At 43.0% G+C, this 23,088-nt stretch carries 22 protein-coding genes; 7 read left to right on the top strand and 15 right to left on the bottom strand.

The window, feature by feature from the left end; translation table 11 throughout:
- Nucleotides 1–154 precede the first annotated feature (154 nt).
- The 6 genes from MHB69_RS01985 to MHB69_RS01960 are packed head-to-tail and all read right to left on the bottom strand — an operon-like array spanning nucleotide 155 to nucleotide 8,049.
- On the bottom strand, nucleotides 155–958 hold the full coding sequence (locus MHB69_RS01985) for an ABC transporter permease (protein WP_024424298.1): 804 nt from the start codon (nucleotides 956–958) through the stop codon (nucleotides 155–157).
- A complete protein-coding gene (locus tag MHB69_RS01980) occupies nucleotides 951–1,820 on the bottom strand; it encodes an ABC transporter permease (protein WP_046313825.1) in 870 nt (289 codons plus the stop codon). The genes MHB69_RS01985 and MHB69_RS01980 overlap by 8 nt, the downstream gene beginning before the upstream one ends.
- On the bottom strand, nucleotides 1,820–2,911 hold the full coding sequence (locus MHB69_RS01975; RefSeq protein ID WP_326483584.1) for an ABC transporter ATP-binding protein: 1,092 nt from the start codon (nucleotides 2,909–2,911) through the stop codon (nucleotides 1,820–1,822). The genes MHB69_RS01980 and MHB69_RS01975 overlap by 1 nt, the downstream gene beginning before the upstream one ends.
- Nucleotides 2,912–2,919: 8 nt before the next feature.
- Complete coding sequence (locus tag MHB69_RS01970; protein WP_342495941.1) at nucleotides 2,920–4,005, bottom strand: extracellular solute-binding protein; 1,086 nt, start codon at nucleotides 4,003–4,005, stop codon at nucleotides 2,920–2,922.
- Nucleotides 4,002–5,990, bottom strand: a complete 1,989-nt coding sequence (locus MHB69_RS01965) for a hydantoinase B/oxoprolinase family protein (RefSeq protein ID WP_342495940.1) — start codon at nucleotides 5,988–5,990, stop codon at nucleotides 4,002–4,004. The genes MHB69_RS01970 and MHB69_RS01965 overlap by 4 nt, the downstream gene beginning before the upstream one ends.
- Nucleotides 5,980–8,049, bottom strand: coding sequence for a hydantoinase/oxoprolinase family protein (locus tag MHB69_RS01960; protein ID WP_342495939.1), 2,070 nt, complete (start codon nucleotides 8,047–8,049; stop codon nucleotides 5,980–5,982). The genes MHB69_RS01965 and MHB69_RS01960 overlap by 11 nt, the downstream gene beginning before the upstream one ends.
- 367 nt (nucleotides 8,050–8,416) lie before the next feature.
- Between MHB69_RS01960 and MHB69_RS01955 the strand changes: the two genes are divergently transcribed.
- The 3 genes from MHB69_RS01955 to MHB69_RS01945 all read left to right on the top strand — a co-directional run bounded on the left by MHB69_RS01955 (nucleotide 8,417) and on the right by MHB69_RS01945 (nucleotide 11,177).
- A complete protein-coding gene (locus MHB69_RS01955) occupies nucleotides 8,417–8,845 on the top strand; it encodes a NucA/NucB deoxyribonuclease domain-containing protein (protein ID WP_024424305.1) in 429 nt (142 codons plus the stop codon).
- 127 nt (nucleotides 8,846–8,972) lie between these two features.
- Nucleotides 8,973–10,670 carry a methyl-accepting chemotaxis protein gene (locus MHB69_RS01950; protein ID WP_046313811.1) on the top strand — a complete coding sequence of 566 codons (1,698 nt, stop codon included), beginning with the start codon at nucleotides 8,973–8,975 and terminating at the stop codon, nucleotides 10,668–10,670.
- Nucleotides 10,671–10,790: 120 nt separating this feature from the next.
- A complete protein-coding gene (locus MHB69_RS01945; RefSeq protein ID WP_342495938.1) occupies nucleotides 10,791–11,177 on the top strand; it encodes a competence protein ComJ in 387 nt (128 codons plus the stop codon).
- 1 nt (nucleotide 11,178) lies between these two features.
- Here MHB69_RS01945 and MHB69_RS01940 read toward each other — a convergent pair whose 3' ends face one another.
- Together MHB69_RS01940 and MHB69_RS01935 are read right to left on the bottom strand one after the other, a co-directional pair.
- Nucleotides 11,179–11,985 carry an AAC(3) family N-acetyltransferase gene (locus MHB69_RS01940; protein WP_101677032.1) on the bottom strand — a complete coding sequence of 269 codons (807 nt, stop codon included), beginning with the start codon at nucleotides 11,983–11,985 and terminating at the stop codon, nucleotides 11,179–11,181.
- A gap of 28 nt (nucleotides 11,986–12,013) precedes the next feature.
- The gene (locus MHB69_RS01935) at nucleotides 12,014–12,430 is read right to left on the bottom strand and encodes an Lrp/AsnC family transcriptional regulator (protein WP_342495937.1); all 417 of its coding nucleotides are present in this window, start codon (nucleotides 12,428–12,430) and stop codon (nucleotides 12,014–12,016) included.
- A 115-nt stretch (nucleotides 12,431–12,545) separates the two neighbouring features.
- Here MHB69_RS01935 and MHB69_RS01930 point away from each other — a divergent pair, with 115 nt between their 5' ends.
- Nucleotides 12,546–13,310, top strand: coding sequence for an MBL fold metallo-hydrolase (locus tag MHB69_RS01930; RefSeq protein WP_034283296.1), 765 nt, complete (start codon nucleotides 12,546–12,548; stop codon nucleotides 13,308–13,310).
- 43 nt (nucleotides 13,311–13,353) lie between these two features.
- On the opposite strand, the gene MHB69_RS01925 is transcribed toward MHB69_RS01930, so the two are convergent.
- Nucleotides 13,354–13,683 carry a YckD family protein gene (locus MHB69_RS01925; protein ID WP_342496224.1) on the bottom strand — a complete coding sequence of 110 codons (330 nt, stop codon included), beginning with the start codon at nucleotides 13,681–13,683 and terminating at the stop codon, nucleotides 13,354–13,356.
- Nucleotides 13,684–13,864: 181 nt separating this feature from the next.
- Between MHB69_RS01925 and MHB69_RS01920 the strand changes: the two genes are divergently transcribed.
- Both MHB69_RS01920 and MHB69_RS01915 read left to right on the top strand, forming a co-directional pair.
- The gene (locus tag MHB69_RS01920) at nucleotides 13,865–14,737 is read left to right on the top strand and encodes a transporter substrate-binding domain-containing protein (protein WP_041116601.1); all 873 of its coding nucleotides are present in this window, start codon (nucleotides 13,865–13,867) and stop codon (nucleotides 14,735–14,737) included.
- A gap of 12 nt (nucleotides 14,738–14,749) precedes the next feature.
- The gene (locus MHB69_RS01915) at nucleotides 14,750–15,427 is read left to right on the top strand and encodes an amino acid ABC transporter permease (RefSeq protein WP_034283291.1); all 678 of its coding nucleotides are present in this window, start codon (nucleotides 14,750–14,752) and stop codon (nucleotides 15,425–15,427) included.
- A 41-nt stretch (nucleotides 15,428–15,468) separates the two neighbouring features.
- On the opposite strand, the gene MHB69_RS01910 is transcribed toward MHB69_RS01915, so the two are convergent.
- From MHB69_RS01910 to MHB69_RS01890, 5 genes are all read right to left on the bottom strand, one after another.
- A complete protein-coding gene (locus MHB69_RS01910; RefSeq protein ID WP_034283290.1) occupies nucleotides 15,469–16,767 on the bottom strand; it encodes an arsenic transporter in 1,299 nt (432 codons plus the stop codon).
- Between the two features lie 132 nt (nucleotides 16,768–16,899).
- Nucleotides 16,900–18,132 (bottom strand): helix-turn-helix domain-containing protein, encoded by a 1,233-nt coding sequence (locus MHB69_RS01905; protein ID WP_217008881.1) that lies wholly within the window; start codon nucleotides 18,130–18,132, stop codon nucleotides 16,900–16,902.
- A 126-nt stretch (nucleotides 18,133–18,258) separates the two neighbouring features.
- Nucleotides 18,259–19,806 carry an L-glutamate gamma-semialdehyde dehydrogenase gene (pruA, locus tag MHB69_RS01900; protein ID WP_081123963.1) on the bottom strand — a complete coding sequence of 516 codons (1,548 nt, stop codon included), beginning with the start codon at nucleotides 19,804–19,806 and terminating at the stop codon, nucleotides 18,259–18,261.
- Between the two features lie 23 nt (nucleotides 19,807–19,829).
- A complete protein-coding gene (locus tag MHB69_RS01895; RefSeq protein ID WP_101677031.1) occupies nucleotides 19,830–20,747 on the bottom strand; it encodes a proline dehydrogenase in 918 nt (305 codons plus the stop codon).
- 161 nt (nucleotides 20,748–20,908) lie between these two features.
- Entirely contained in the window at nucleotides 20,909–21,679 is a 771-nt protein-coding gene (locus MHB69_RS01890) for a nucleotidyltransferase domain-containing protein (protein ID WP_101677115.1), read from the bottom strand.
- 92 nt (nucleotides 21,680–21,771) lie between these two features.
- Between MHB69_RS01890 and MHB69_RS01885 the strand changes: the two genes are divergently transcribed.
- Nucleotides 21,772–22,086: a hypothetical protein gene (locus MHB69_RS01885; RefSeq protein ID WP_024424319.1), complete on the top strand. Its 315-nt coding sequence runs from the start codon at nucleotides 21,772–21,774 to the stop codon at nucleotides 22,084–22,086.
- A 35-nt stretch (nucleotides 22,087–22,121) separates the two neighbouring features.
- Here the strand turns inward: MHB69_RS01885 and MHB69_RS01880 are convergent, their stop codons facing one another.
- On the bottom strand, nucleotides 22,122–23,078 hold the full coding sequence (locus MHB69_RS01880) for an acetylxylan esterase (protein WP_342474642.1): 957 nt from the start codon (nucleotides 23,076–23,078) through the stop codon (nucleotides 22,122–22,124).
- Nucleotides 23,079–23,088: the final 10 nt, after the last annotated feature.

The raw sequence follows: 23,088 nt of genomic DNA, 5'->3' as shown, positions 1-23,088 counted from the left end.
TGACCGAAAATGTAGGATAGAGGTCTCCTTGCGTTCCCCGCAAATTCTTAAATCTTAAGAACTATATTCCCTAAAAAAATGAATTTTTTTTACTGTAAAAACAACAAAAAAAGAGCTGTCATTTGAATGACAACTCCTTGTTTCTTCATTATATTTACATCACCTTAGACAGACCAATCGTTTTCTCAATAATGAGCAGCGCAATGATAGAAATGATAATAAATATGACAGATATCGCATTGACACTCGGATCAAAGGTCTGCTCAATGTAATTAAAGGTCCTGACGGGGATTGTAATGGTTTGAGGAGAGGAAACGAACAAACTGATCGATATTTCCCCAAATGACGTCACAGCTGAAAACACCCCTCCTGCAATGATTCCCGGCTTAATCAAAGGCAATGTGACTCGAAAAAACGTGCGAATGGGTCCTGCGCCAAGATTCATTGAAGCCAGCTCAAGCCGCGGATCTAAATTCGAAACACTCACGCCTACCGTTCGAACCACATAGGGAAAACCAATGATGACGTGACCAATGACGAGCGCCCACAAAGACCCTGTAAAGCCCATAGCCGTAAACAAGTAAAGCATCGCAATCCCTAACACCACCTGAGGAATCATGAGAGGTGACAGAATGAAAGCTTGGACAGCCTCCTTTCCCTTAAAGGAAAGCCTTGCTAAAGCATACGAAGCCATTGTCCCTAAAAGAACCGTGAGAGGCGTCACGATGAACAGCAGAATCACACTGATCCGAAGAGATTCCATCCATTCTGGATTTGACACGACCTCATGAAACCAGCGAACAGAGAACGAAGTCGGTGGAAATTCAGGAAAGGCATTTGGACTAAAAGCAGATAGGACGATCACAAGAACAGGTATGGTTAAAAAAAGATAAACCAATGACCCAGCAGTCCAAATCAGGATGGAAAGCAAGCGGTCACCTATTGACTTTTTACGCATGCATCCTCGCCTCCCAACGCTTCAATAAATAGCTTAATAGACTGACTACCACAAGCACACAAACCAATAATGTAAAGGACATAGCTGCAGCAAGAGGCAGATTATACACCTGCATGACCTGCTGATAAATTGACAGCGGCAGCAGCGGCTGCATCCGTCCGCCGACTAACAGCGGGGTGATATAACTTCCTGCTGCCAGTGAGAAGACGATGATTGCGCCAGTCACCATGCCTGGAATGGTCAGTGGTAAGGTGACATGAAAAAAGGTTCGAATCCGGCCAGCTCCAAGACTCATAGAAGCCGGTCTTAAGTGACGATCCATATCGGTTAAGCTTGTTGCGATCGGCAGTACTGCAAATGGCAGCATGACTTGGACATAGGCAATAATGACCGCATTCATATTCCACAGCATCGAGAGCGGCTTCTCAATTACATGTAAATCTAGTAACATGCCATTGATCAGACCATTTTGCGAAAGAAGAACAATCCATGCAAATGTCCGAATCACAACACTTGTCAAAAGCGGCGACACAAGTAGGATATAGAAAAATGCCCGCAGACGCGGATTAGGTGCTTTGACGAGCACGTATGCTGCGGGGTATGCCATCAATAAACAAATCACCGTTGTCTGCAAAGCCACCCACACAGTACTTCCAATCGCCTTTACATATGCATCTGTCGTGAACACATGAATATATTGAGAAAAGCTATACGTTTGTAATGTATTCATCATCGAATCGACATCGCGAAAACTGAGAACGAGCATCATCACCAGAGGAGCTAGTAAAAATACTACAAGAAACAAACAGGCTGGCAGCAGCATAAACCAATGAAATCGTTGATTCTTTTTCTTGATTCGCATCACGTATGCACCTTCGAATCTAAGAAAACGATATCTTCAGGCTGCCAATGGATATGGACGGTTTCTCCAACTTCAGGCAGCTCGGGAAATGCCGCATCAGAAGCATGGACAATAATTTCACCATGATCAAGCCCCACAACCAAACGTAATGAATGCCCAATATAACTCACATCTGACAGCACGCCTGATACATGGTTCGGCTTTACTTCCTCCCGCTCAGAAGAGATGCTGATTCTTTCAGGACGCAGCATAAGCAGTTGCTTTTCCCTCTTCTCTTGATGTGCCGCAGCCTGCAGCTGAAGGTGCTGACCGTTTGAATGGGTTACATGCGGAACTGTAAATGCCGCATCAGCTGCATTGTACACGGCCTCAAAGATGTTCACCTGTCCGATGAATTCAGCTACAAATCGATTGTTTGGCTGGCGGTACACCTCTAAAGGCGTCCCAATCTGCTGAATTCTTCCCTCTCCTAAAATTCCAACCCGATCAGAAAGGCTTAAGGCCTCCTCTTGATCATGTGTCACAAGAATGGTTGTAATCCCGACATTCCTTTGAATATTTCGCAGCTCTGTCTGCATGTTTTTTCTTAGTTTGGCATCTAGGTTGCTGAGCGGTTCATCAAGAAGGAGAACAGATGGCTGAATCGCCAGCGCTCTTGCAATCGCTACCCGCTGCTGTTGACCACCGCTTAATTGGTGGGGCATCCGTTTCGCAAATGCCTCTAATTGAACAAGAGACAAGCTTTCCATCACCTTCTCTTTGATTTCCGCCTTCTTTTTCTTTTGAACCTTTAGCCCGTACGCCACATTATCAAATACAGTCAGATGCGGAAAAAGTGCATAGCTTTGAAAGACCATACCTGTTTTTCTTTGGTAAGGCGGCAAAGCTGTCACATCCTGATCACCAATATAGACGACACCTTTTGTTGGTTCTAAAAAACCGCCAATGATGTTTAATAACGTTGATTTTCCGCAGCCGCTAGGACCAAGAAGGGAGAAAAACTCTCCCTCATTCACCGTAAGACTGACATCGTTGAGAGCAATTTGCTCACCGAAGTGCTGACTGATGTGTTCTAAATGAATTCCACTCATGCGATCACCTATTTTCCTCCGCCTAATACTTCGTTCCATCGATTTGTCCAATTGCCAAGCTCAGAGGTCGCTGTTTCATAATCTACCCAAGTCAGCTTGCTGTAATAATTTTCTCCAACTTTCACTTTCCCCTTAATCTTGTCATTGTATTTCACATCAGAATTCGACATGCCATAATAAGATTTTTCCGAGAATGCCTCCTGAGCTTCTTTTCCGCTCAAGTAGTTTAATAGTTTGTACGCCGCTTCTTCGTGCTGATTTCCCTTCGTTAAAGCCCAGCTCGCAACAGCTGCAACAGCGCCTTCTTTCGGATATGAGAAACCAATATCCATTCCTTCTTCTTCAAGTGCAAATACTCGCCCGTCCCAATATGGAACAGCCGCGACATCCCCACGTTCTAACAAAGTTTGAATCGATCCTGGGTTATCTGGAAAAGCAGCTACATGACCTTTTAACTGCGCGAGACTTTTAAATGCTTTATCAATATCCTTAGGATTTGAATCTGTCCCCCCTTGCGCATGAACAAGTGCAGAGAAAAATTGCAAACCGGCTGAATAAGTCGGAGATGAAATGGCTACCTTCCCTTTCAGCTGACTGCTCCATAGGTCAGTCCAGCTGTTTGGTTCCTGCTTGACGAGGTCTTTTCTATAAGCAATTCCAAGCTGCCCCATACTAAAACCTGCTGCATATTGTTTTCCATTAACAGTAAGCTTCTTTTGGACAGAACGGTAAAGTTTTTTGACGTTCGGCGCTTGATCTTCATCGATAGGCGCAAGAACGTTTGCTGCAATACCTCTTTGAATCGTATCAGGCTGTAAGATTAGTAAGTCATATGGTGGATTTTTCCCATTTGACGCTTTTAATTTTGTAAACCATTCAGAATCCGCCCCAGAGACGGTTTGCACTTTAATTCCTGTATCTTTTTCAAACTTTTCGAGGATTGGTTTGATATTCTTTTCCCAATCGCCTCCATATACGCCAACAATCACAGTCTGCTGCTGTTTGCCTTGATCCTTTCCATTTCCACCACAAGCGGCCAGCAGTACAACGATTGACAGGATGCCTGCAAAAATAGCAATTAATCTTCTTTTCATGATTCATTTCCCCCTTTTTGTCCATTCAATTGACAAAGTGCTTGAGTAATATCTTCCTTTGTTAACGGCTCATTTCTATGACTGAAATGTTGATGAACTGCATGTTTATAGTGCGTACGTTCATTAGCCGGATAGGAACGAAGCTGAACGGCCAGCTCACTGCTGGCTTCGTCCGTCCATACTTTCTCATAAGCTGCTCTTTGTTCTCCGAAATCCCACACGTCAGTAGATGCAGAAACATCAACCTTTTCTCGCACCCTGCTCGTCTGCTCCTCATCAATCTTCCATTTATTTTGGTCTAAATATACTTTCACACCATATTGCTGCAGCGCTCTCTCTTCACTTAATAGACCTGCTTCCACTTCCTGAAGGACTTTTTCTTTCTTTCGGGCAAATGGATTCCCCCAGCCGCCTCCACTTGGTGAAATCAATTGAACGATATCGCCTTTTTCAAGTCGCAGAACATCTATTTTGGGCTGGTCTTGTTTCTCACCATTAGCCGTGGTCAGCTTGACCTCACCAACCGATCCTGCTCGGCCGCCCATTAATCCCCAAGGCTGAAACTTCATCCGTTCCATTCCTCGTGCTGTCACCATTGATTCAGGCTTCATCATTTCAAATTCCAAACCAATCGCATGTCCGCCTCGATTTTCACCAGCTCCACCTGTATTCGGCAGAAGTTCATATCGGTGAACATGAATATCAATATGCTGTTCCAAACTCTCAATTGGGGTATTCTTCAAAAAGCCTGACGAATGATCAATACCGTCCACTCCATCAGTACCATTTTGAGCACCGCCGCCTCCGCCTAATGGTTCGACAACGGACATTTTCCTGCCACCCGTTTGATCATCAGGTACTGAGAGAACCACAATGGCAGATTGACCTGCACCTGCTGCCGGCACCGCTTCAGGTAACAGCTTACCAATGGCGCCTAGCACGACATTGTACAGCCTCATCGTAATCGAATGACGAATCCCGACAGAAGCCGGGTATTCTGGATGCACCAGCGTTCCTTTAGGAGAGATCACGTCAATTGGATACGTTATTCCACCATTAATCGGTATAAAAGGATCCTTACTAATGATGTAATTAATCAATCCTTGATAAAGAAAGGAATGCTTCTGACCATTGGTAACGAGGTTAAAGGCTGTTTTCACTTGCGGATCACACTCAGAAAAATCGAGCGTCAGCCGTTTCCCTTTAATCGTTAGCTTGATTTTCAACCGAATAGGGACGTCTGAGATCATATCATCATCTAAATAATCAGCAAATTCACTCGTTCCATCCGGTATAGCTTCAATGACCTTTCCAGCACGATCCTCAGCTTGCTTCAGCAAGTCTATCATTCCTTGTTTCACTTCGTATTTTCCAAATTTCTCAATCATTTCTTTTAACCGAATATCTGCTGTATTAACTGCTGCAATCATCGCATTAATATCACCATCATTTAGATGACTAGCGCGGCTGTTCGCTCTTAAAAAGGTACGTACGACCTGATTCTCTTCCCCGCCTTCATAAATTTTCACTGGCGGAATTCTTAATCCTTCTTGATGAACATCCGTTGCTGTCGGTGAAATACTCGAAGGCACAAGCCCAGCCACATCACTGACATGAACAAAAGACCAAGCATAGCTTACGATTTCACCATCTACAAAAATCGGCTTAATGATATGGACATCTGGAAGGTGAGTCGCCAAACCGTCTGTCGTATAAGGATCATTAGTGATGATAATGTCTCCTGGCTGCATCGGCCCGCTTTCTTCAATCGCTTTTTTTAGACTCAGCCCTAAAAAGATCGTCACACCTACTGTCTTCGGATAAACAAAGAAATCTCCAGATGGCGTGGCTAATGCTGTCGCAAAGTCAGCAGATTCTTTAACGAAGGTCGTAAATGACGTCCGTTCAATGACATGCCCCATACCTGATGCAATCGCATTAAAATAACTGCGCATCATCTCAAGCTTTGCTGGATCAGTTCTCATGTAAAGCCGCCTCCTTTGAAATCACTAAGTTACCTGATGGATCAATGCTGCCTGCCCAGTTTGGCAAAATTAATGTTGTTGTATCATCCTGCTCAATAACGGCAGGCCCATTTACAATAGAACCTACTGACAGAGTATCCCGGTTATAAACCGATGCTTCGTATTCTTTTTCTTCAATAAAAATTCGTCTATATTCATATGGTTTCAAAGACTGTCCGCTGCTTTCATCAACAGGTGAAAAAGGCAGCGGAGGCGTCTCGCCTATGACTCGAACGCGTAAATGAGTAAATTCGATTTTTGCCTGATCATCCCTATGACCATATTGACGCTGATGCAATTTGTGAAAGGCTTCAATGAGTTGGTGTATATTTTGTTCCTGCTTTAGCCAATCAATCGATAATGGCAGTTCAATCTCAAATGCCTGTCCCTGATAACGTGCGTCTGCTAATAATAGAATGGATGTCTGATTGATATGCTGAATGTTTTGCTGGCTGACCCAATCAGTCGCTTTTCGCGACAGCTTCTCATAATCTTGTTTTAGTTGGTTGATCGAATAGTCTTGTAAGCATATTTTCTTCGACAGCACCGCATCATGAATAAAGTCAGCAGTCAGAGCACCTAACGCACATAATGTACCCGGACTTGGAGGAACAACCACATTTTTCGCATGAATTTCTCTCGCAAGGAAATTCGCCACAACCGGCCCTGCTCCGCCAAACGCCAGCAAACTAAAATCTCTAGGGTCAAACCCTTGCTGCTCCATCACATTGCTTAATTCTGTGTACATATTGGCTACGGCTACTTGAATGAGCTGGTCAGCCGCTTCTTCAACCGTTTTGTTGAGCTGATCAGCAATTGGCTGAAAAGCCTTTTTCGCCGCAGACAACTGTAATTGTAAATGTCCTCCGGCAAAACGTTCTTGATTGAGGTAACCGCATATGAGAAACGCATCAGTTAAAGCTGCTTTTTCTCCCTTTCCATACGAAGCTGGTCCCGGGTTTGAGCCAACTGATTCTGGCCCCGCTTTTAGAAGTCCGCCCTGATCAATCCATGCTACCGAACCTCCTCCTGCTCCTATTGAATACATCGCAACAGATGGAAGAATAATTGGGAAGCCTGAAAGCTGATTCGATTGCGCCATTGTAGGCTGTCCATTTTGAATAATCGAGATATCTGCACTCGTCCCCCCAACATCAAAAGTGATCAGGTTGGGTTCAATAGATGATGCTGCAATTCTCGCCGCACCGATGACACCGGCTGCCGGACCAGAAAAGAGAGTCTTCACAGGCGAGGTTGCCGCACTTTCTGCATCCATTAAACCACCATTTGATTGTGTAATGTATGGAGAAATTGGTACACCTTCTTCCTTCAAACGACTTTTCAGTGTTTGCAAATACTGTTTCACCTTTGGTTGAATGTACAAATTAACAACAGACATCACTGTACGCTCGTATTCCCTCATTTGAGGCCATAATTCAGATGAGGTAAGGACTTCTAACTGTGGATAATGATGATTGATATAGGCTTTTGCCTGTAATTCATGAACTGGATTTTGATAACTATGTAAAAAAGAAATGACGATACCTGCTAGCTTTTTAGATATAGCATGCTGGACTGCATCATCTAACTGCTGCAGATGGAGAGGTTTTTTGATCGTACCATCGTGTATCAACCTTTCAGAGATTGGATATACATGCTTCCGTGGTATCAATGGTTCTGGCAAACGAGAATTGAAGTCATAAGGAATGGGTAGTCGTAAACGTTGAAGTGACAATATATCTTGAAATCCTTCTGTCACAAAAAGGGCTAAATCTGCTCCTTTTCGCTGCAATAATGTATTAAGACCAATTGTCATTCCGTGAACGAGGTATTGAATGTTGGATAGATCAACACCTCTTTTTTTTAGAAGATTTAACCCATTGATAATTCCTTGGGCTGGGTCATCAGTCACTGTGGGTGTCTTGAGTTCAGTCAGCTCACCTGTTGCTTCATTTATCAACGATAAATCAGTAAATGTTCCGCCTATGTCTATTCCGAGCCGGTATGAGACATCCGTCATTTGTACTTCCCTCCTACAATGTAATTAGAATCATATTTTGATAAATTACGACATTTTTTGATATTTGACTCCATATTATTAAAGCAGATCGGTCTAGTCAATTTTATTTTTTTGAAATTTCTGTGTGTTAAATTCTTGAAATTAGCTCAAAAAGCAGTGATAAAGCCATTTTGAATGAGCATATTCGTTTTATGATCTACAAAATTAAAATTTTTATGAATTTCTACAAAAATGAAAAGCATGAAATCTTGTAAAATCTGTTTTTTGAATTTTAAAAGGCGTTTTTTCAAAACCAGGGGAAATTGGTAAGTAATTCTGCTATACTTCTGTTTACAAAATACGCAAACAAGAAAGAGAGCCAGCACCTATGAAACTTCTTAAAATGATTCTCTTGCTTTTATTGATTGTTATTGGTGTAGCAACAGGCTATATCCAGCTGGAGCAAGGGAAACAAGAGACAGCGAATTCATCTTATGACAAAACGATTCATTTTCCATCAGACCGCTATCCCGAAACAGCCAAGCACATAGAAGAAGCCATTGATGAAGGTCATTCGTCCATTTGTACAATTGACCGTAAACATAGTGATGAGCAGAGGGATCGATCATTACATGGCGTTCCAACAAAGCGCGGGTATGATCGTGACGAATGGCCAATGGCGATGTGCAAAGAAGGAGGCACAGGAGCTTCTGTCAAATATGTACGCCCTTCTGATAATAGAGGCGCAGGCTCGTGGGTAAGTCATCAATTATCGGATGATCCAGACGGCACAAGAATCCAATTTATCATCGATTAGCAGCCTTTCCCTTTTCTATATTAAAAAAATTTTCACATGACTGCATGCAGGTATTTTAAACACTTTTTTCATGCCGATAATCCTTAAGGAGGGATACCCTACCTTATACCTAAAGGAGTTAAAAAGCATGAAGAAAAAGGGAAAACTGAGGCTCGGTGCCAAAATTTTGCTGATCTTTTTAAGTGTCCTCATCATCTTTTCCGCAGTTGTTGGTTATGTGGTGAATCGCGAGATGACAGAAAACATCAAGCAAATGGCAACTGAAAAAGCAAAAGGTGATTTAAAACTAGGCTACGCCTACCTGAATGAAAAAGTAGAAGGCTCGTGGCAGATTAAAGAGGATAAGCTATTCAAAGGAAATACGCAAATCAATGATCATGACACATTAGTTGACCAATTAGCCGAATATACCGGTGATACCATCACGATTTTTCAAGGAAATACCCGCGTTGCTACGAATGTCATGTTAAACGGGAAACGAGCAGTAGGTACAGAAGTCTCTCCTGAAGTGAAGACCACTGTTTTAGATAAAGGAGAAAACTATTACGGCACAGCAAATGTTGCCGGGAAAGACTATCAAACGGCTTATATGCCGATCAAAAATGAAGCAGGCGAAACAATTGGTATTTTTTATACTGGCGCCAATCAAAGCATGATTTCACAAATGCTTCAGTCATTCTATATACAATTTGTCATCGTCCTTTTGTTAAGTCTGATCGTTTCGGTCATCATTATTTCTATTTTCACTAAGCGGATTCAGGCACGTCTCAAGCATATGGCTTCTGCCATTAAGAGTGCAGGCGAAGGTGATTTAACCATCAATGTGACGGATACTGCTGGTGATGAATTGTCTGATCTGGCTGGCCATTTCAATAAGATGCGTGAAAAACTAAATCAAACCATTCTAAATGTCATGAACACGTCTGAATTAGTGGCCACATCCTCTGAGCAGCTGTCAGCTAGCGCAGAAGAAACGAGTGCAGCATCAGAAAAAATCACCTACACGATTCAAGAAGTGGCACAATCTTCAGAAGAACAGTCCGCTCAAATGACAGCTAGTGAGCACAAAATGATTCAAGTATCAAACGAGCTGGCAAACATCACTGAAAATGCAGGACAAATGGCTTCAAGAAGTCACTCCGCACAAGAAGTGGCCCAAAAAGGTGTACACAATATCGGTGAAGTTCATTCACAAATGACGTCTATTGCCAAATCAATTGAAGAAAATGGTACAGCGATTCAAGCATTGGAAACACGTTCAGCTGAAATCGATCATATTTCCAAAGTCATTACAGATATCGCCAGCCAGACAAACCTGCTAGCTCTTAATGCAGCAATTGAAGCAGCACGGGCAGGTGAGCACGGAAAAGGATTTGCTGTTGTCGCAGACGAAGTGAGAAAGCTCGCAGAAGAATCTCAAGCATCATCAAACATGATTTCCCATCTCATTTCTGAAATACAAAAAGAGATGACTCATTCGACGAATGCCATCAAACGAGTAAGAGAGGAAGCGGCTCAAGGGGCTGTACTTATCTCTCATACAGAGGAATCATTTCATGATATCCAGCAGTCGATGAGAGAAATGGCGAATGGCATTAAACATTTATCAAGTGCATCACAAAAAATCGCAGCTTATACAAACGATGCGAAACAGTCTTTTGCGTCTATTACAGAAGGCGTGAAACGAACGAGTGAACATTCACAGCAAGTAGCCGGTTTAACAGAAGAGCAATTTGCTGCAATGGAAGAAGTAACAGCTTCATCAGAAGCGCTTGCCCATTTAGCAGGAGATTTAAAAGCAATGGTCTCGCAATTTCACATCTAGATCCCACACCAAATAGCGCAAGACGGCGACAATCGTCTTGCTGCCTAACTTTCTCCTCAAGAATCACTCTTTCAACCATTCACGTTCCAACAAAAATTCTTAAATAAAGGAGTTTTTTATATGAATCACTTAAATCAAGCCTATTCCCTATCTATCTCCTACCACCAAATCACGGTATACACCGGAAGCGAAACACCACCTGTTATTGATTGGACAGATGAGGACATTCTTCAAGGATTTGCAACAGGAGATCAAGGAGTTTCCTTTGAAGGAATCAATAATGGAAAGGCGTCTATTATTGTGACATTAAATAGCGATGAGCCCCAAGTCTCGGTTGAGAGAGCTATAACAGTTCCCTTTACGCTTACAAATGATCAAGTTTATATCACAAGCGTCATGGCCCATGTGCTGTCTTTCTCCATTCCAAAAGGAAACTATCAGCTTACCTGCTACACCTCACAGCAGCCTGATCAAGACGTTTATTATGTAAATTTCCAAACAGTGTAGATTACGACTGATCGTATAGATCAAGCCACTTTTCCGCATAGTCTACCGATTCTCTCATGGGCAGTAAATATGAACTGGCAAGTCCAACTTGATTGTGCTGATGGATGCCTCCTGATTGCAGAAAATCACGGCCAATCTGTTCAAATAGTTCTTCTCTTGTGATGATATCTTGGTACTCTTTCCATACCCTCCACCCATTCTCTAAAATAGGGGCTCCTCTTGTCATGAGGTCCTGCTGAGGGATTCGGTATTCAGCTAGATGAAAAGCTGTCATGCTCTCAAATGATGCACCAAGCAGCAGCACTTGAGCATGAAGTTCATACATGCGGCCAAGAGGCGACTGCTCTCCTAATCCAAAGGAAAGCGCATGGTGTTTCAGAATTTCATGTTTTCTTTTCCCCCAGGCTGTGAATGAAAAATTGGGATGATTGCTTCTCGCCACACCTGGGTATTTCCAAAATGTTTCTGCCACCTTTCCCATTGCTGATGGCGTCGTGTAAGCTGGATCAAATGCAGGCATTGTTTCTTTGATCGATTTCCACCATGAGTAAGGAACAGGCGGATCGATCCAATCGGCGGGATCAGAAAGCTCTAACGTTTGTGCCGGCATAATCAGTGTCCCCTCTTCTGTTAAGGTTTCCATCAATGCTTGTATGACGGCTACAGCGCCCCCGTTTACCCAGCCGATTGATGATAAAGATGAGTGAACACATAAAATCATGCCCTTTTTCACACCAAGTTGAACCAAGTCTGCTTTGATTCTTTCCTTCGTCATCGGTTCAGCTTGATTTTCAATTAATTTTTGCATCGTTCCTTTTCCTCCTGCGTCTCTTCTATTACTGATGAATGAGACGTTTAACCGCAATAGACAGTTTGTAATTTGCGTAATTTGTCAGCTCCGTTAAAAATTGATCAAGTTCATCATGACTGGAGAAATGTCCTTCAGCCATATAACAGCTCTCACCACTTATTTTGAACAAATTCTTGATTTCTTCCCTTTTATAAAGAAACGACAGAAGTGGTTCATGATGATGACTACGGGTATAGAGCTGCAAAAAGGTTTGAATCGTCTTTTGTGTCTGCCAATCAATTGAAATGGTATATGCTTCAATCACGCCTTCTTCTTCTAGCTTTAACACCCGATTTGCAACAGCTTGGCCGGTTAAATGAACTTTTTCACCTAGAGCTTTCATCGTTAATCGGCTGTTCTTTGATAGTTCTTTTAAAATATTCATATCTGTTTGGTCTAGCATTGGCTCACCTCTTTCAAAAATCAAGCCCTTCCGATGAAAGACTTTCATGATCCTCTGTCACATAGAACTCTTTTAATATACTGTAAACTTAATGAGAAAAAAAGGAGGCCTTTCTATGAAAATTACACTCATTCGCAATGCTACTTTATACCTTCACTATGGTCATTCAACTTTTTTAATCGATCCCTTTTTAGCAGCAAAAGGAACATATCCACCGTTCCCTCATACAGCCAATCAACATTTGAACAATCCTATTGTGGAGCTTCCTGTAAATATAGATTTAGACAGTCTGTTACACCCAGATGCTGTCTTACTCACTCATTTACATGTGGACCACTTTGACGACGAGGCCAAAAGAAAATTAGCTCAAGATGGGCCAATTTATACTCAATCGGAGAAGGATCGAAAAGAAGTTGAAGAAGCTGGATTTCAGCATGTCACATGCATTGAAGATGAAATGGACATTTGCGGCGTTCATATTAAACGTACAGGCGGACAGCATGGGACGGGAGAAACGGCGAAGCGGATGGGTCAGGTGAGCGGTTTTGTTTTCTCTCACCCTGATGAACCTACCCTTTATATTGCAGGTGATACCGTTTGGTGTGATGAACCGAAAGAGGTTGTGAATACATGCAAGCCAGACGTCATTGTGGTCAATAGCGGGGCTGCTCAATTTTTAGAAGGCGATCCGATTACAATGACCAAGGAAGAGATTCTAGACGTTCACCGTTCTCAGCCAAAAGCTCAAATTGTCGTCTGTCATCTTGAAGCTGTGAATCATTGCTTGTTGACAAGAGCTGCTTTAGAGGCTTACATTCAAGAGCATCATGCAGATCAAGCCATTTCTGTCCCTCAAGATGGGGAAAGTCTCACCTTCTGATCAACAATAAAAAACCGGCACTTCGCTGCCGGTTTCATCATTATCATGGGCGATGGTGCTTTGGTTTTTTCAGCAATGGAACAAATCCGTTCTTTTTCAAATGAGTGTAATGCTCATCCATTCGTTTCGTGATGTGTGTGCCTTGTTCCTTTGTTAACACGCCGTACTGTACATATTTCTCAATGACTTCTTTTCGCTTAGAAAGAATTTGCTGCTCAAGGATTTCAATTTGTTTTTGTTGTTCTGCTGTTAATTTCACTTGATGTGTCACCGGGCGCTTTTCCATTTGAGGTGTTTCTCCATGAGCCGTTTCTATATGAAAACCAAATAACAGCATCATCGACAAGATGATCAAACTACTTATTTTTTTCATCATTGTTTTTCCCTCCTTTATTCGCCTTTATTTTGCGCTCACTTTCCTTTTTTATACATTATATCAACACGCAAATTGCTTATAATATTCTTACTTTTTCACTTTTCTTCTGAAAACGTTGTCCTTACAGAAAAAGCGTGCTATGTTTTGTTTTGTATAAAAAATAGAGGAGGATTCTTAAATGAGTCGTTTTTATCATAAAAAACCTATATGGATCATGCTTGTTGTTTCTGCTTTCATCCTTATCATGTCTGCTTGCAGTCAATCAGGCTCATCTCAATCCGGGGACACAAAGTGGGATGAGATTAAAAAGAAAGGGAAAATCGTGGTTGCAACTTCAGGCACCCTTTATCCAACTTCTTATCATGATACTTCTAATGGCAAGGATCAATTAACTGGCTATGAAGTAGAAGTCGTCAAAGAAGCGTTTAAACGTCTTGATGTGAAAGTGGAATTTAAAGAAATGGGCTATGATGGGATGCTGAGCGCCATTAATTCTGGTCAAGTGGATGCTGCTGCAAATGATATCGACATCACAGATGACAGAAAAGACAAGTTTGCCTTTTCTACCCCTTATAAATATTCCTACGGAACGGCTATCGTACGGAAAGATGATTTATCTGGCATTAAAACTTTAAAAGATTTAAAAGGAAAGAAAGCAGCAGGGGCTGCCACAACGATTTATATGGATGTTGCTCGTAAGTACGGTGCAAAGGAAGTCATTTATGATAATGCGACAAACGAGCAATACTTAAAGGATGTTGCAAACGGCCGTACTGATGTCATTCTAAATGATTATTACTTGCAGACACTGGCTCTTGCTGCATTTCCTAAATTAAATATTACGATTCACCCTGACTTGAAGTACATGCCGAATGAACAAGGTTTTGTTATGAAGAAGGACAACAAAGAGCTTCAAAAAGAATTGAATCGTGTATTAGGCGACATGAAAAAAGACGGAACAATGAAAAAGATTTCTGAGAAATTCTTTAATCATGCAGACGTCTCTAAGAAAATTGATGCTGATGTCGAAGATGTCGACATTTCCAAATAAGGAGCCGCAATCGTGGGAGATATTCATTTAGAATATATATTTAATCCTGCACTGGCAAAGGCGTCATTTCCATTTGTTATGAAAGGCATCTGGCTGACGCTGCTCATTTCCTTTGTGAGCATGTTTTTTGGTACCATTCTTGGCTTTTTTATCGCTCTTGCCAGAATGGCGAATTCTTGGATTCTTCGGCTGCCTGCACGGCTGTATATCTCATTCATGCGAGGCGTGCCCATTCTTGTGATTTTGTTTATTCTCTATTTTGGGTTCCCCTATATCGGCATAGAGTTCACAGCGGTCACTGCCGCCATTATTGGGTTCAGCTTTAATAGTGCTGCCTATATTGCAGAAATTAACCGGGCAGCCCTCTCCTCTGTTCCAAGTGGACAGGTGGAAGCCGCTAAATCATTAGGTCTCAGCTATTGGCAAACGATGCGTGGTGTCATTTTGCCTCAATCCGTCCGCATCGCCCTGCCGCCATTGACCAATGTCATGCTCGATTTGATCAAAGCTTCCTCACTGGCAGCGATGATTACTGTACCAGAGCTCTTCCAGCAAGCAAAAATTGTAGGCGGACGAGAATTCGATTATATGACCATGTATATTTTGGTCGCACTCATTTACTGGGGCATTTGCAGTGTCGTCTCATTGCTTCAGGACTTTTTAGAAAAACGCTATGCGAAATATCTGTAGCAAAAAAAGAGCAGATCCATGAGATCTGCTCTTTTTTCTTTTTAATGAATGAGCCATAACCATACATATAACCCGAGTAAAGTGAGAATCAAGGTTGGGATGGTCAGGATGATTCCGGCTTTCATGTACGCTCCCCAAGAGATATGGACGCCTTTTTTCTTTAAGACATGAAGCCACAGCAATGTAGCCAATGAGCCGATTGGGGTCATTTTCGGTCCAAGGTTGGAGCCGATGACATTGGCATAAATCAGTCCGTCTCTCATGACACCTGCTGTATCTGTATGTCCAATCGCAATCGCATCAATTAAAACGGTCGGCAGATTGTTCATCACAGAGGACAGCACTGCGGCAAGCACGCCCATAAACATCGTTCCTGCAAGCAAGCCATGTGATGCCCCTTGCTGGATCCATGCCGCCAATATTTCTGTAAGACCGACATTTTTCAGTCCATATACGACGACATACATACCGATCGAGAAAAACACAATGGACCACGGCGCTTCTTTGATCACCCGCTTTGTCGCCACTTGCGGACTTCTTCTCGCCAGCCACAAGAAAGCAAGGGCAATCCCGCCTACGATGATGGACACTGGAATACCGATCAGCTCCCCCGCAAAATAACCCACAAGCAGACAGCCGAGCACATACCAAGACAAACGGAACATACGGATATCTCGAATAGCTGATGCCGGTTCCTTTGCCTGTGACAGATCGTAGGTTTTTGGGATAAGCTTTCGGTAAAATACATACAGAACCAGCATGCTCGCTCCAAGCGACACAAGGTTTGGCACGAACATATTCGCTGTATATTCTAGAAAACCAATATGAAAATAGTCGGCTGATACGATATTGACCAGGTTACTAATGACAAATGGCAAGGAGGTTGTGTCTGCAATAAAACCGCTTGCCATCACAAAAGGCAGCACCATGCGCTCATCCAGCTTCAACGCTCTCACCACAGATAAAACGATTGGGGTCAAGATCAGTGCCGCTCCATCGTTGGCAAAAAAAGCAGCCACAACAGCGCCTAGCAATGTTAAATAAATAAACATGCGGACACCGTTGCCTCTTGCGGCTTTTGCCATATGCAGTGCAGCCCATTCAAAAAAGCCGATCTCATCTAAAATTAACGATATGATAATAATGCCAATAAAGGCAAATGTGGCGTTCCATACAATTTGCGTGACTTCCCACACATCGCCCAGATGAACGACGCCAAAGGCAAGTGCAAGAATGGCGCCTCCACACGCTGACCATCCTATGGTGACACGTCCTGGCTGCCAAATGACAAGGACGAGGGTCATGATGAAAATCAAAATGGCTAAGGTGACTGAACCCAAAGGTGGCCCCCCTTTCACTTTTCTCATAAAATCTTTATCTATCATACAACGAAATGCACCCGTTGTATGCCATTTTCGCATGTCACATGAAAATCCGCAGGTGATCCTGTGCACCTGCGGATTCCATCATCATTATTGATCTTTTTTCATCAGCATCAATTCAATAAATAACTCACATCTCTGGCTAAAATGACTTAAGTCGATCGAGGTCATGTCAAAAATTTGTTTCATTCGATAGTTTAATGTATTTTGATGAATAAACAACTGCTCCGCTGCTGGCTTTAGCTTGCAGTTATTCAATAAGTAGACTTCCAGCGTTTTTAAAAACGAGGTTTGACTCTCGCGGTCTTTTTCCTTCAAGCGTAACAAATCTGGATTGAAGTCGTTTTTCTTTTTTTGATGGCTGTAAATGGAATCTAAAAACCGGAAGACCCCTAAATTCTCATAATCATATGGAATCAGTTCTTGTCCTCCGACAATTTTTACTGCCTTGACGACCTCTATCGCTTCAAATCGGCTTGTACTCATTTTCATGACATCACGATACTCTCTTCCCATCCCGATATACAAAGGGGAAGGATGTACATGCGTTTTTGATTGCAGATGTGCGATGACATCAGCCGCAGTCGCTTTCGGTGAGTGCCGGTCTGACAGGCTGCCTAATATAACGACAATATCTGCTTGAACAGAATAGACGTGATTCACCTTATCCTCTAGCTGCAAATACGTTCGAATGACATCCTTCACATCTTCTGCCGTCTCACTTTTGTTATCGGCAGCGTGCACGACCATGACGGTAAATACGGCTGGCAGTGGAATGCTTAAGTTCTCAGCCTCCCATTTCAGCTCTTCTTCTGTATAAAAATGATCATCCATGACCTTTTTGAAAAACTCTTCAATCTTGCCTTCCTTTTTCTCAAGCTGTTTCTTATTCTTATAAATCACTTTTCCAACCTGAAAGGAAGCTTCGTGTAAAAATTGCAGCTCCTCCTGAGAGAGGGAGTCCTCAATGTCCTGCACCCAAATAAAGCCTACTACCTCTTGTTTATGCTTGGCGCTCACAGCCACCCGCCGATTAAATCCGAGCTCGTCATGGCCGCTCACATAAAAAGGCTTTGACTCCTTGTGAAGCCGCTCAATTACCCCTGTTTTCTTTAACCAATCGACCACAGACCCCGGACATTCCTTGGAGAAAATCGTTTGCTGATTGACTGGGTCAAACTGCTGAATGCTGTAAGAATTATAAGCAAGGAGCTGACACTCTGTGCTTTCTAAAATGACTGGTTTTTTTAAATATCCGCTAATAAATGCAATTAATTTATCGACATCAAAAAATGTATGAAGCTTTTCTAATATCTCTTCCATCCCGATTGCTCCCTGATTAAGTGATACATTTATCATACTTCTTTCCAGTCAGATTTGTATAGAAACAAGTCGCAAGCAGGCAAAAAAAGCATGAACCCGTCAGTGCAGGTTCATGCTTTTTCCATATTAAAACATTTCACTAATCGTTTTTGCCTGCATGTGCAGAGCCAGGTAATCTGGACCGCCTGCTTTTGAATCCGTTCCTGACATTTTGAAGCCGCCGAATGGGTGGTAACCAACGATGGCACCTGTGCAGTTACGGTTAAAGTAAAGGTTCCCTACATGGAACTCCTGCTTCGCACGGTTGATGTGATCACGATTATTCGTAATGACAGCACCTGTTAAACCGTATTCTGTGTTGTTGGCTACCTCAAGTGCCTCATCAAAGCTAGAGACTTTCGAGAAAGCCAAGACTGGTCCAAAGATTTCTTCTTGCATTAAGCGGGAAGTTGGCTCAAGATCTGCAAAAATGGTCGGGTGGATGAAGTATCCTTCCGAATCATCACTCGTTCCGCCAGTGACTAAGCGGCCTTCCTGTTTGCCAACCTCTATATAATCCGTAATCTTGTCAAAGGACGCTTGATCAATGACAGGTCCCATGTAGACATCCGCAGAAAGTGGATTGGCTGTTGTTTTCGTTTCTGTGATTTCCTTCACTCGCTCAACCACTTGGTCATACACCTTCTCGTGGACAACAGCCCGAGATCCAGCTGAACATTTCTGGCCTGAAAACCCGAAGGCTGATGTGAAAATGGCATTAGCTGCTAATTCAACATCTGCATCCTCATCAACAACCACTGTATCCTTACCGCCCATTTCAGCAATGACACGTTTTAAATGCTGCTGGCCTGGCTGCACTTTTGCCGCGCGTTCAAAGATACGTGTCCCTACTTCTCTTGATCCAGTGAATGTAATCAGGCTTGTTTTCGGATGATCTACTAAGTAATCCCCGACCTCTGCTCCGCTTCCTGGTACAAAGTTGACAACACCCTTTGGAAGACCGGCTTGCTCAAGCTCCTCCACAAAACGGGCTGCAATGACAGGCGTCGCACTCGCTGGTTTTAAAACAACTGTATTCCCAGTGACGATTGGGGCTACTGTTGTTCCTGCCATGATCGCAAACAAGAAGTTCCACGGCGGAATCACGAGCGTCACGCCAGTTGGTGTGTATACATATTGATTGCGTTCGCCTTCGCGGCTGTTCACTGGTTTGCCTTTCGCCAGCTCCAGCATTTGACGGGCATAATATTCTAGGAAGTCAATCGCTTCTGCTGTATCTGCATCCGCTTCATTCCAAGGCTTACCTGCTTCTTTGACAAGAAGGGCTGAATACTCATGCTTTTTACGGCGAATGCTTGCCGCAGCTCTGAATAATACGCCAGCTCTTTCTTCTGGAGACGTGTAGCGCCATGTTTCGAATGCTTTCGCTGCTGCTTGAACTGCTTGTTCTGCCTCTTCCTTGCCCGCCTTCGATACGGTTCCAACCACTTCATCCTTTTTCGCTGGATTGATCGAAACAATCTTGTCTTTCGTTTCAATTCTTTCTCCATTAATCACGAGCGGATAGGTTTGACCAAGTGATTCTGTTACTTTAGCTAATGCTTGTTCAAACGCTTTGCGGTTTTCTTCCTGGCTAAAATCCGTGAATGGTTCATGCTTGTAAGGTGTTGTCATTTTTGTCACGCTCCCGTTTCAAATTATTTTCTCGTCATCCCTTTTAGAGCAAAGGCAATGTTTGCCGGCCGTTCTGCAAGACGTCTCATGTAGTAGCCATACCACTCTCGTCCATACGGAGTATAGACCCTCATTTGATAGCCTTCTTTCACAAGTGCCTGCTGCGTTTCTGATCTCATGCCATACAGCATTTGAAATTCGAACTGACTTGTCTGTATATTGTGTTTTTTCACAATATTTTTTGTGAACTCAATCATTCGATCGTCATGTGTCGCAATGGCTGTATAGTTTCCTGAGAGCAATTGCTTTTCGATCAGCTTTTGATAATTCTGATCGACGTCTTTTTTGTTTGGATACGCCACTTCGGCAGATTCCTTATAGGCACCCTTTACAAGTCTTAAAAATGGCTTCAGCTTATTTAGGTCATCAAGATCCTTTTCTGTTCTGTACAAATACGCCTGCAAGACCGTACTGACATACTCATATTGAGATTTCATCTCTTTAAAAATGTCCAGCGTTTTTTGACAGCGCTGTTCATCCTCCATATCGATTGTCACCATGATACGGTGCTTCTCTGCCGTATCTAAAATACGTTTCATATTGCGATACACAAGGTCATCGTCAATATCCAGACCAAGTGATGTCATTTTGAGTGACACGTGGGAATTGAGTCCCGCCTCTGCAATCCGCTGAATGGTTTGAATACACTCAGTCGTCCGTTCATTGGCAATCTCTGCCTTTGTGACAAACTCACCAAGGTGATCAACTGTCACAGCCATTCCTTGGTCATTTAATCGCTTGATAACAGGGATGGCACTCTCAAAGTCCTTCCCTCCGATGATTTTCTTAGATGCAACAGCACTTCCCCAATTACGAGCAATATGGTTCAAGAGACTGCTCTTTGACAAAAACAAGAAGAAATTTCTTGTGACCGACTCCATAAAGGGCACCTCCCACTCTTTGTAAGCTATGTCTTTATTGTAAAGCTCATAAGCTGTCCGCTACAATATTTGAAGATGACAAAAATTCTGACTTTTTTTGTGGTTTTATCACAATAAGAGATAAAAAAGAGCCTGCCGCGATCCGGCTGGCTCTTCCTTGCTTACGCCCACACCTCATCAAGGGTAGACTGCAGCAGCTCATTTAATTCTTGCAACAGGTTGTCTTTCGGCTGATTGTAGCTTTTCACCAATTCATCAAATCGCGCGAGCTCTTTGTCGATAAATGGATGGACATAAGCGAGGCGGTTCTCTACATCCATTTCTTCGCCGTCCATTTTACGTTTGAGCAGCTCATGGATTTCCGCTAAAAGCGGACCTTCCTCCACTAGTTCCTCGAGCAGTTCATGAAAGTCCATCGGCGGAACCGTCCTGTATCGTTCAATCCACTGACAGGCAAGCAGCGGACGAAGCACATAGAAATACTTCTTGATTCGCACCTGCTCTCCTCGTAAATGCCGGCTTTCATTCCGCTTCGCCATATTGAGGTAATGATACATCAATGCGGCAGGATAAAACGCTCGATCCTTTAATTCTCTTAGCTGCTTTGCCAAAGAGAACGATTCAGCATAGATGATGTCAGACGACAGCCATTCCATGATGGACGGATTCGATTTATTGAATAAGCGAAGTGCCTTTCTAAGCTCCCAGCCGCTGATATCAAGCACATCATCAATCGGCCGTTCAATGACATCACGATGTTCTTCCATTGCCCAATACCATTCTTTTCGAGGAACATATAAAAAACGAACATCGTAATCACTATCAGTCGAGGGGAATCCCCATGCTCTGCTGCCTGATTCGACCGCGAGGCAAATTTTCACGTCATACGTTTCTTCGATGATTTTCAGCTCTTCCTTGATTCTCTCTCTCATCATCCATCAACTCTTTCTATAGAAATCTGCATGACTTCTTCACGTTTTGGTAAAATACGAATAAGACATATATGAAAAAGGAGTTGGATCTCATGTCTATATCTCGCATCATGAAATGGATCACCGGAATTTTTGAAGCCTGTCTTGCCATCCCTGTCATCGGAGGACTATTTATTATTAGCAATGGTTATTCACCGCTCATGGTCATGCTTATTCTGCATATTATCACACTCGTCTTATCGAAGCGAGACCAAGGACCAATGATTGGCAGCATCATTGGGATTATCACATCCTGCCTCGCCTGGATTCCGATACTTGGATTCATCCTGCATATCATCACAGCTCTTGCCCTTATTATCACCGCGTTAGTACCTGATGAAAAAACGAGACAAAATACGAGTTATTAAAAAAGAGGCCCTCATAGAGCGGCCTCTTTGTTCTTTTATTTGAGCAAGTGCTTTTGTAAGAAGGAGAGCTTCTCTGTTTGAAAAGCCGGGATAAACTCGTGTCCAAAATAGCGGTATACCTTAAGGTCTTTATCTGTTTCTAAATGGTTGTATGCCGCAAACACAGTAGATGGCGGGGTAATTTTGTCAATCAGACCGATCGCCATCAATGTTGGCTGTTTGACCCATCCAGCTAAATTGATTAAGTCAAAATAGCTTAATGTCTCAAATGCCTTTTCTTCCACTTTCGGATCAGTGTTTCTTCGAAAGTATGAATTGATTTCTAAATAAGGCTGCTCCAATGCAACGTCCACTGCACGCTCGAAGTTTGATAAGTAAGGATAATCTGCCACGACGACCTTCGGAATGTTTGAAAGGGCTGCAGCTGCTACCGCTAATGCGCCTCCCTGGCTTCCACCAATTACGCCGATCCGGTGTTTATCCACTTCAGGGAAGGACTGAATGACTTCGAGTGCACGAACCGCATCTAAATAAACACCGCGATAATAGTAGGTCTCTTTTGATAAAATGCCTTTTGTCATCCACCCCAAAGCGTGACCGCCTGGTGTCACTGTCTGATCTTCGCTGCCGCCTTGACCGCGGACGAGCATACCAAATGTGGCATAGCCGTGGAGCGCCCAGTTGACGATGTCGTGAATGCCGCCGTCATAGCTGGCATTATAGCCATGAAAACGAACGAGCGCTGGATGCGGGCCAGTTTGATCAGGTACAGCATAAAAGCCTTCAATTTTAGAATGTCCAAAGCTTTGATACGTCAGGCGGTACACCTTGACGCCTTTCACTGGATAGTCATAAGGTTCAAGTATTGGCTTTGCCTCCACTTGGCGCAGTTCTTCGAGTGATTTCTTCCAAAAATCTGAGAAATCAGGGCGTGCTGTTTTCTTTGGTTTATATTTTTTTAGCTCTTCAAGTGGTAAATCGTACAATTGCATATCCGAGTAT

The sequence above is a fragment of the Bacillus sp. FSL K6-0994 genome (genome assembly GCF_038630815.1).
GTDB lineage: Bacteria > Bacillota > Bacilli > Bacillales > Bacillaceae > Bacillus > Bacillus safensis.
Note: the sequence above shows the minus strand (reverse complement) of the source record. Positions and strands in the feature narration are given on the sequence as shown.

What these genes read in the sequence shown, in the direction of transcription:
- MHB69_RS01905 (WP_217008881.1), bottom strand. Translation starts at nt 18,132, where the DNA reads ATGGAAGAGATATTAGAAAAGCTTCATACATTTTTTGATGTCGATAAA.
- MHB69_RS01980 (WP_046313825.1), bottom strand. Translation starts at nt 1,820, where the DNA reads ATGCGAATCAAGAAAAAGAATCAACGATTTCATTGGTTTATGCTGCTG.
- MHB69_RS01975 (WP_326483584.1), bottom strand. Translation starts at nt 2,911, where the DNA reads ATGAGTGGAATTCATTTAGAACACATCAGTCAGCACTTCGGTGAGCAA.
- MHB69_RS01960 (WP_342495939.1), bottom strand. Translation starts at nt 8,049, where the DNA reads ATGACGGATGTCTCATACCGGCTCGGAATAGACATAGGCGGAACATTT.
- MHB69_RS01925 (WP_342496224.1), bottom strand. Translation starts at nt 13,683, where the DNA reads ATGAAAAAAATAAGTAGTTTGATCATCTTGTCGATGATGCTGTTATTT.
- MHB69_RS01935 (WP_342495937.1), bottom strand. Translation starts at nt 12,430, where the DNA reads ATGCTAGACCAAACAGATATGAATATTTTAAAAGAACTATCAAAGAAC.
- MHB69_RS01940 (WP_101677032.1), bottom strand. Translation starts at nt 11,985, where the DNA reads ATGCAAAAATTAATTGAAAATCAAGCTGAACCGATGACGAAGGAAAGA.
- MHB69_RS01955 (WP_024424305.1), top strand. Translation starts at nt 8,417, where the DNA reads ATGAAACTTCTTAAAATGATTCTCTTGCTTTTATTGATTGTTATTGGT.
- MHB69_RS01880 (WP_342474642.1), bottom strand. Translation starts at nt 23,078, where the DNA reads ATGCAATTGTACGATTTACCACTTGAAGAGCTAAAAAAATATAAACCA.
- MHB69_RS01920 (WP_041116601.1), top strand. Translation starts at nt 13,865, where the DNA reads ATGAGTCGTTTTTATCATAAAAAACCTATATGGATCATGCTTGTTGTT.
- MHB69_RS01885 (WP_024424319.1), top strand. Translation starts at nt 21,772, where the DNA reads ATGTCTATATCTCGCATCATGAAATGGATCACCGGAATTTTTGAAGCC.
- MHB69_RS01945 (WP_342495938.1), top strand. Translation starts at nt 10,791, where the DNA reads ATGAATCACTTAAATCAAGCCTATTCCCTATCTATCTCCTACCACCAA.
- MHB69_RS01985 (WP_024424298.1), bottom strand. Translation starts at nt 958, where the DNA reads ATGCGTAAAAAGTCAATAGGTGACCGCTTGCTTTCCATCCTGATTTGG.
- pruA (WP_081123963.1), bottom strand. Translation starts at nt 19,806, where the DNA reads ATGACAACACCTTACAAGCATGAACCATTCACGGATTTTAGCCAGGAA.
- MHB69_RS01970 (WP_342495941.1), bottom strand. Translation starts at nt 4,005, where the DNA reads ATGAAAAGAAGATTAATTGCTATTTTTGCAGGCATCCTGTCAATCGTT.
- MHB69_RS01950 (WP_046313811.1), top strand. Translation starts at nt 8,973, where the DNA reads ATGAAGAAAAAGGGAAAACTGAGGCTCGGTGCCAAAATTTTGCTGATC.
- MHB69_RS01890 (WP_101677115.1), bottom strand. Translation starts at nt 21,679, where the DNA reads ATGAGAGAGAGAATCAAGGAAGAGCTGAAAATCATCGAAGAAACGTAT.
- MHB69_RS01930 (WP_034283296.1), top strand. Translation starts at nt 12,546, where the DNA reads ATGAAAATTACACTCATTCGCAATGCTACTTTATACCTTCACTATGGT.
- MHB69_RS01895 (WP_101677031.1), bottom strand. Translation starts at nt 20,747, where the DNA reads ATGGAGTCGGTCACAAGAAATTTCTTCTTGTTTTTGTCAAAGAGCAGT.
- MHB69_RS01965 (WP_342495940.1), bottom strand. Translation starts at nt 5,990, where the DNA reads ATGAGAACTGATCCAGCAAAGCTTGAGATGATGCGCAGTTATTTTAAT.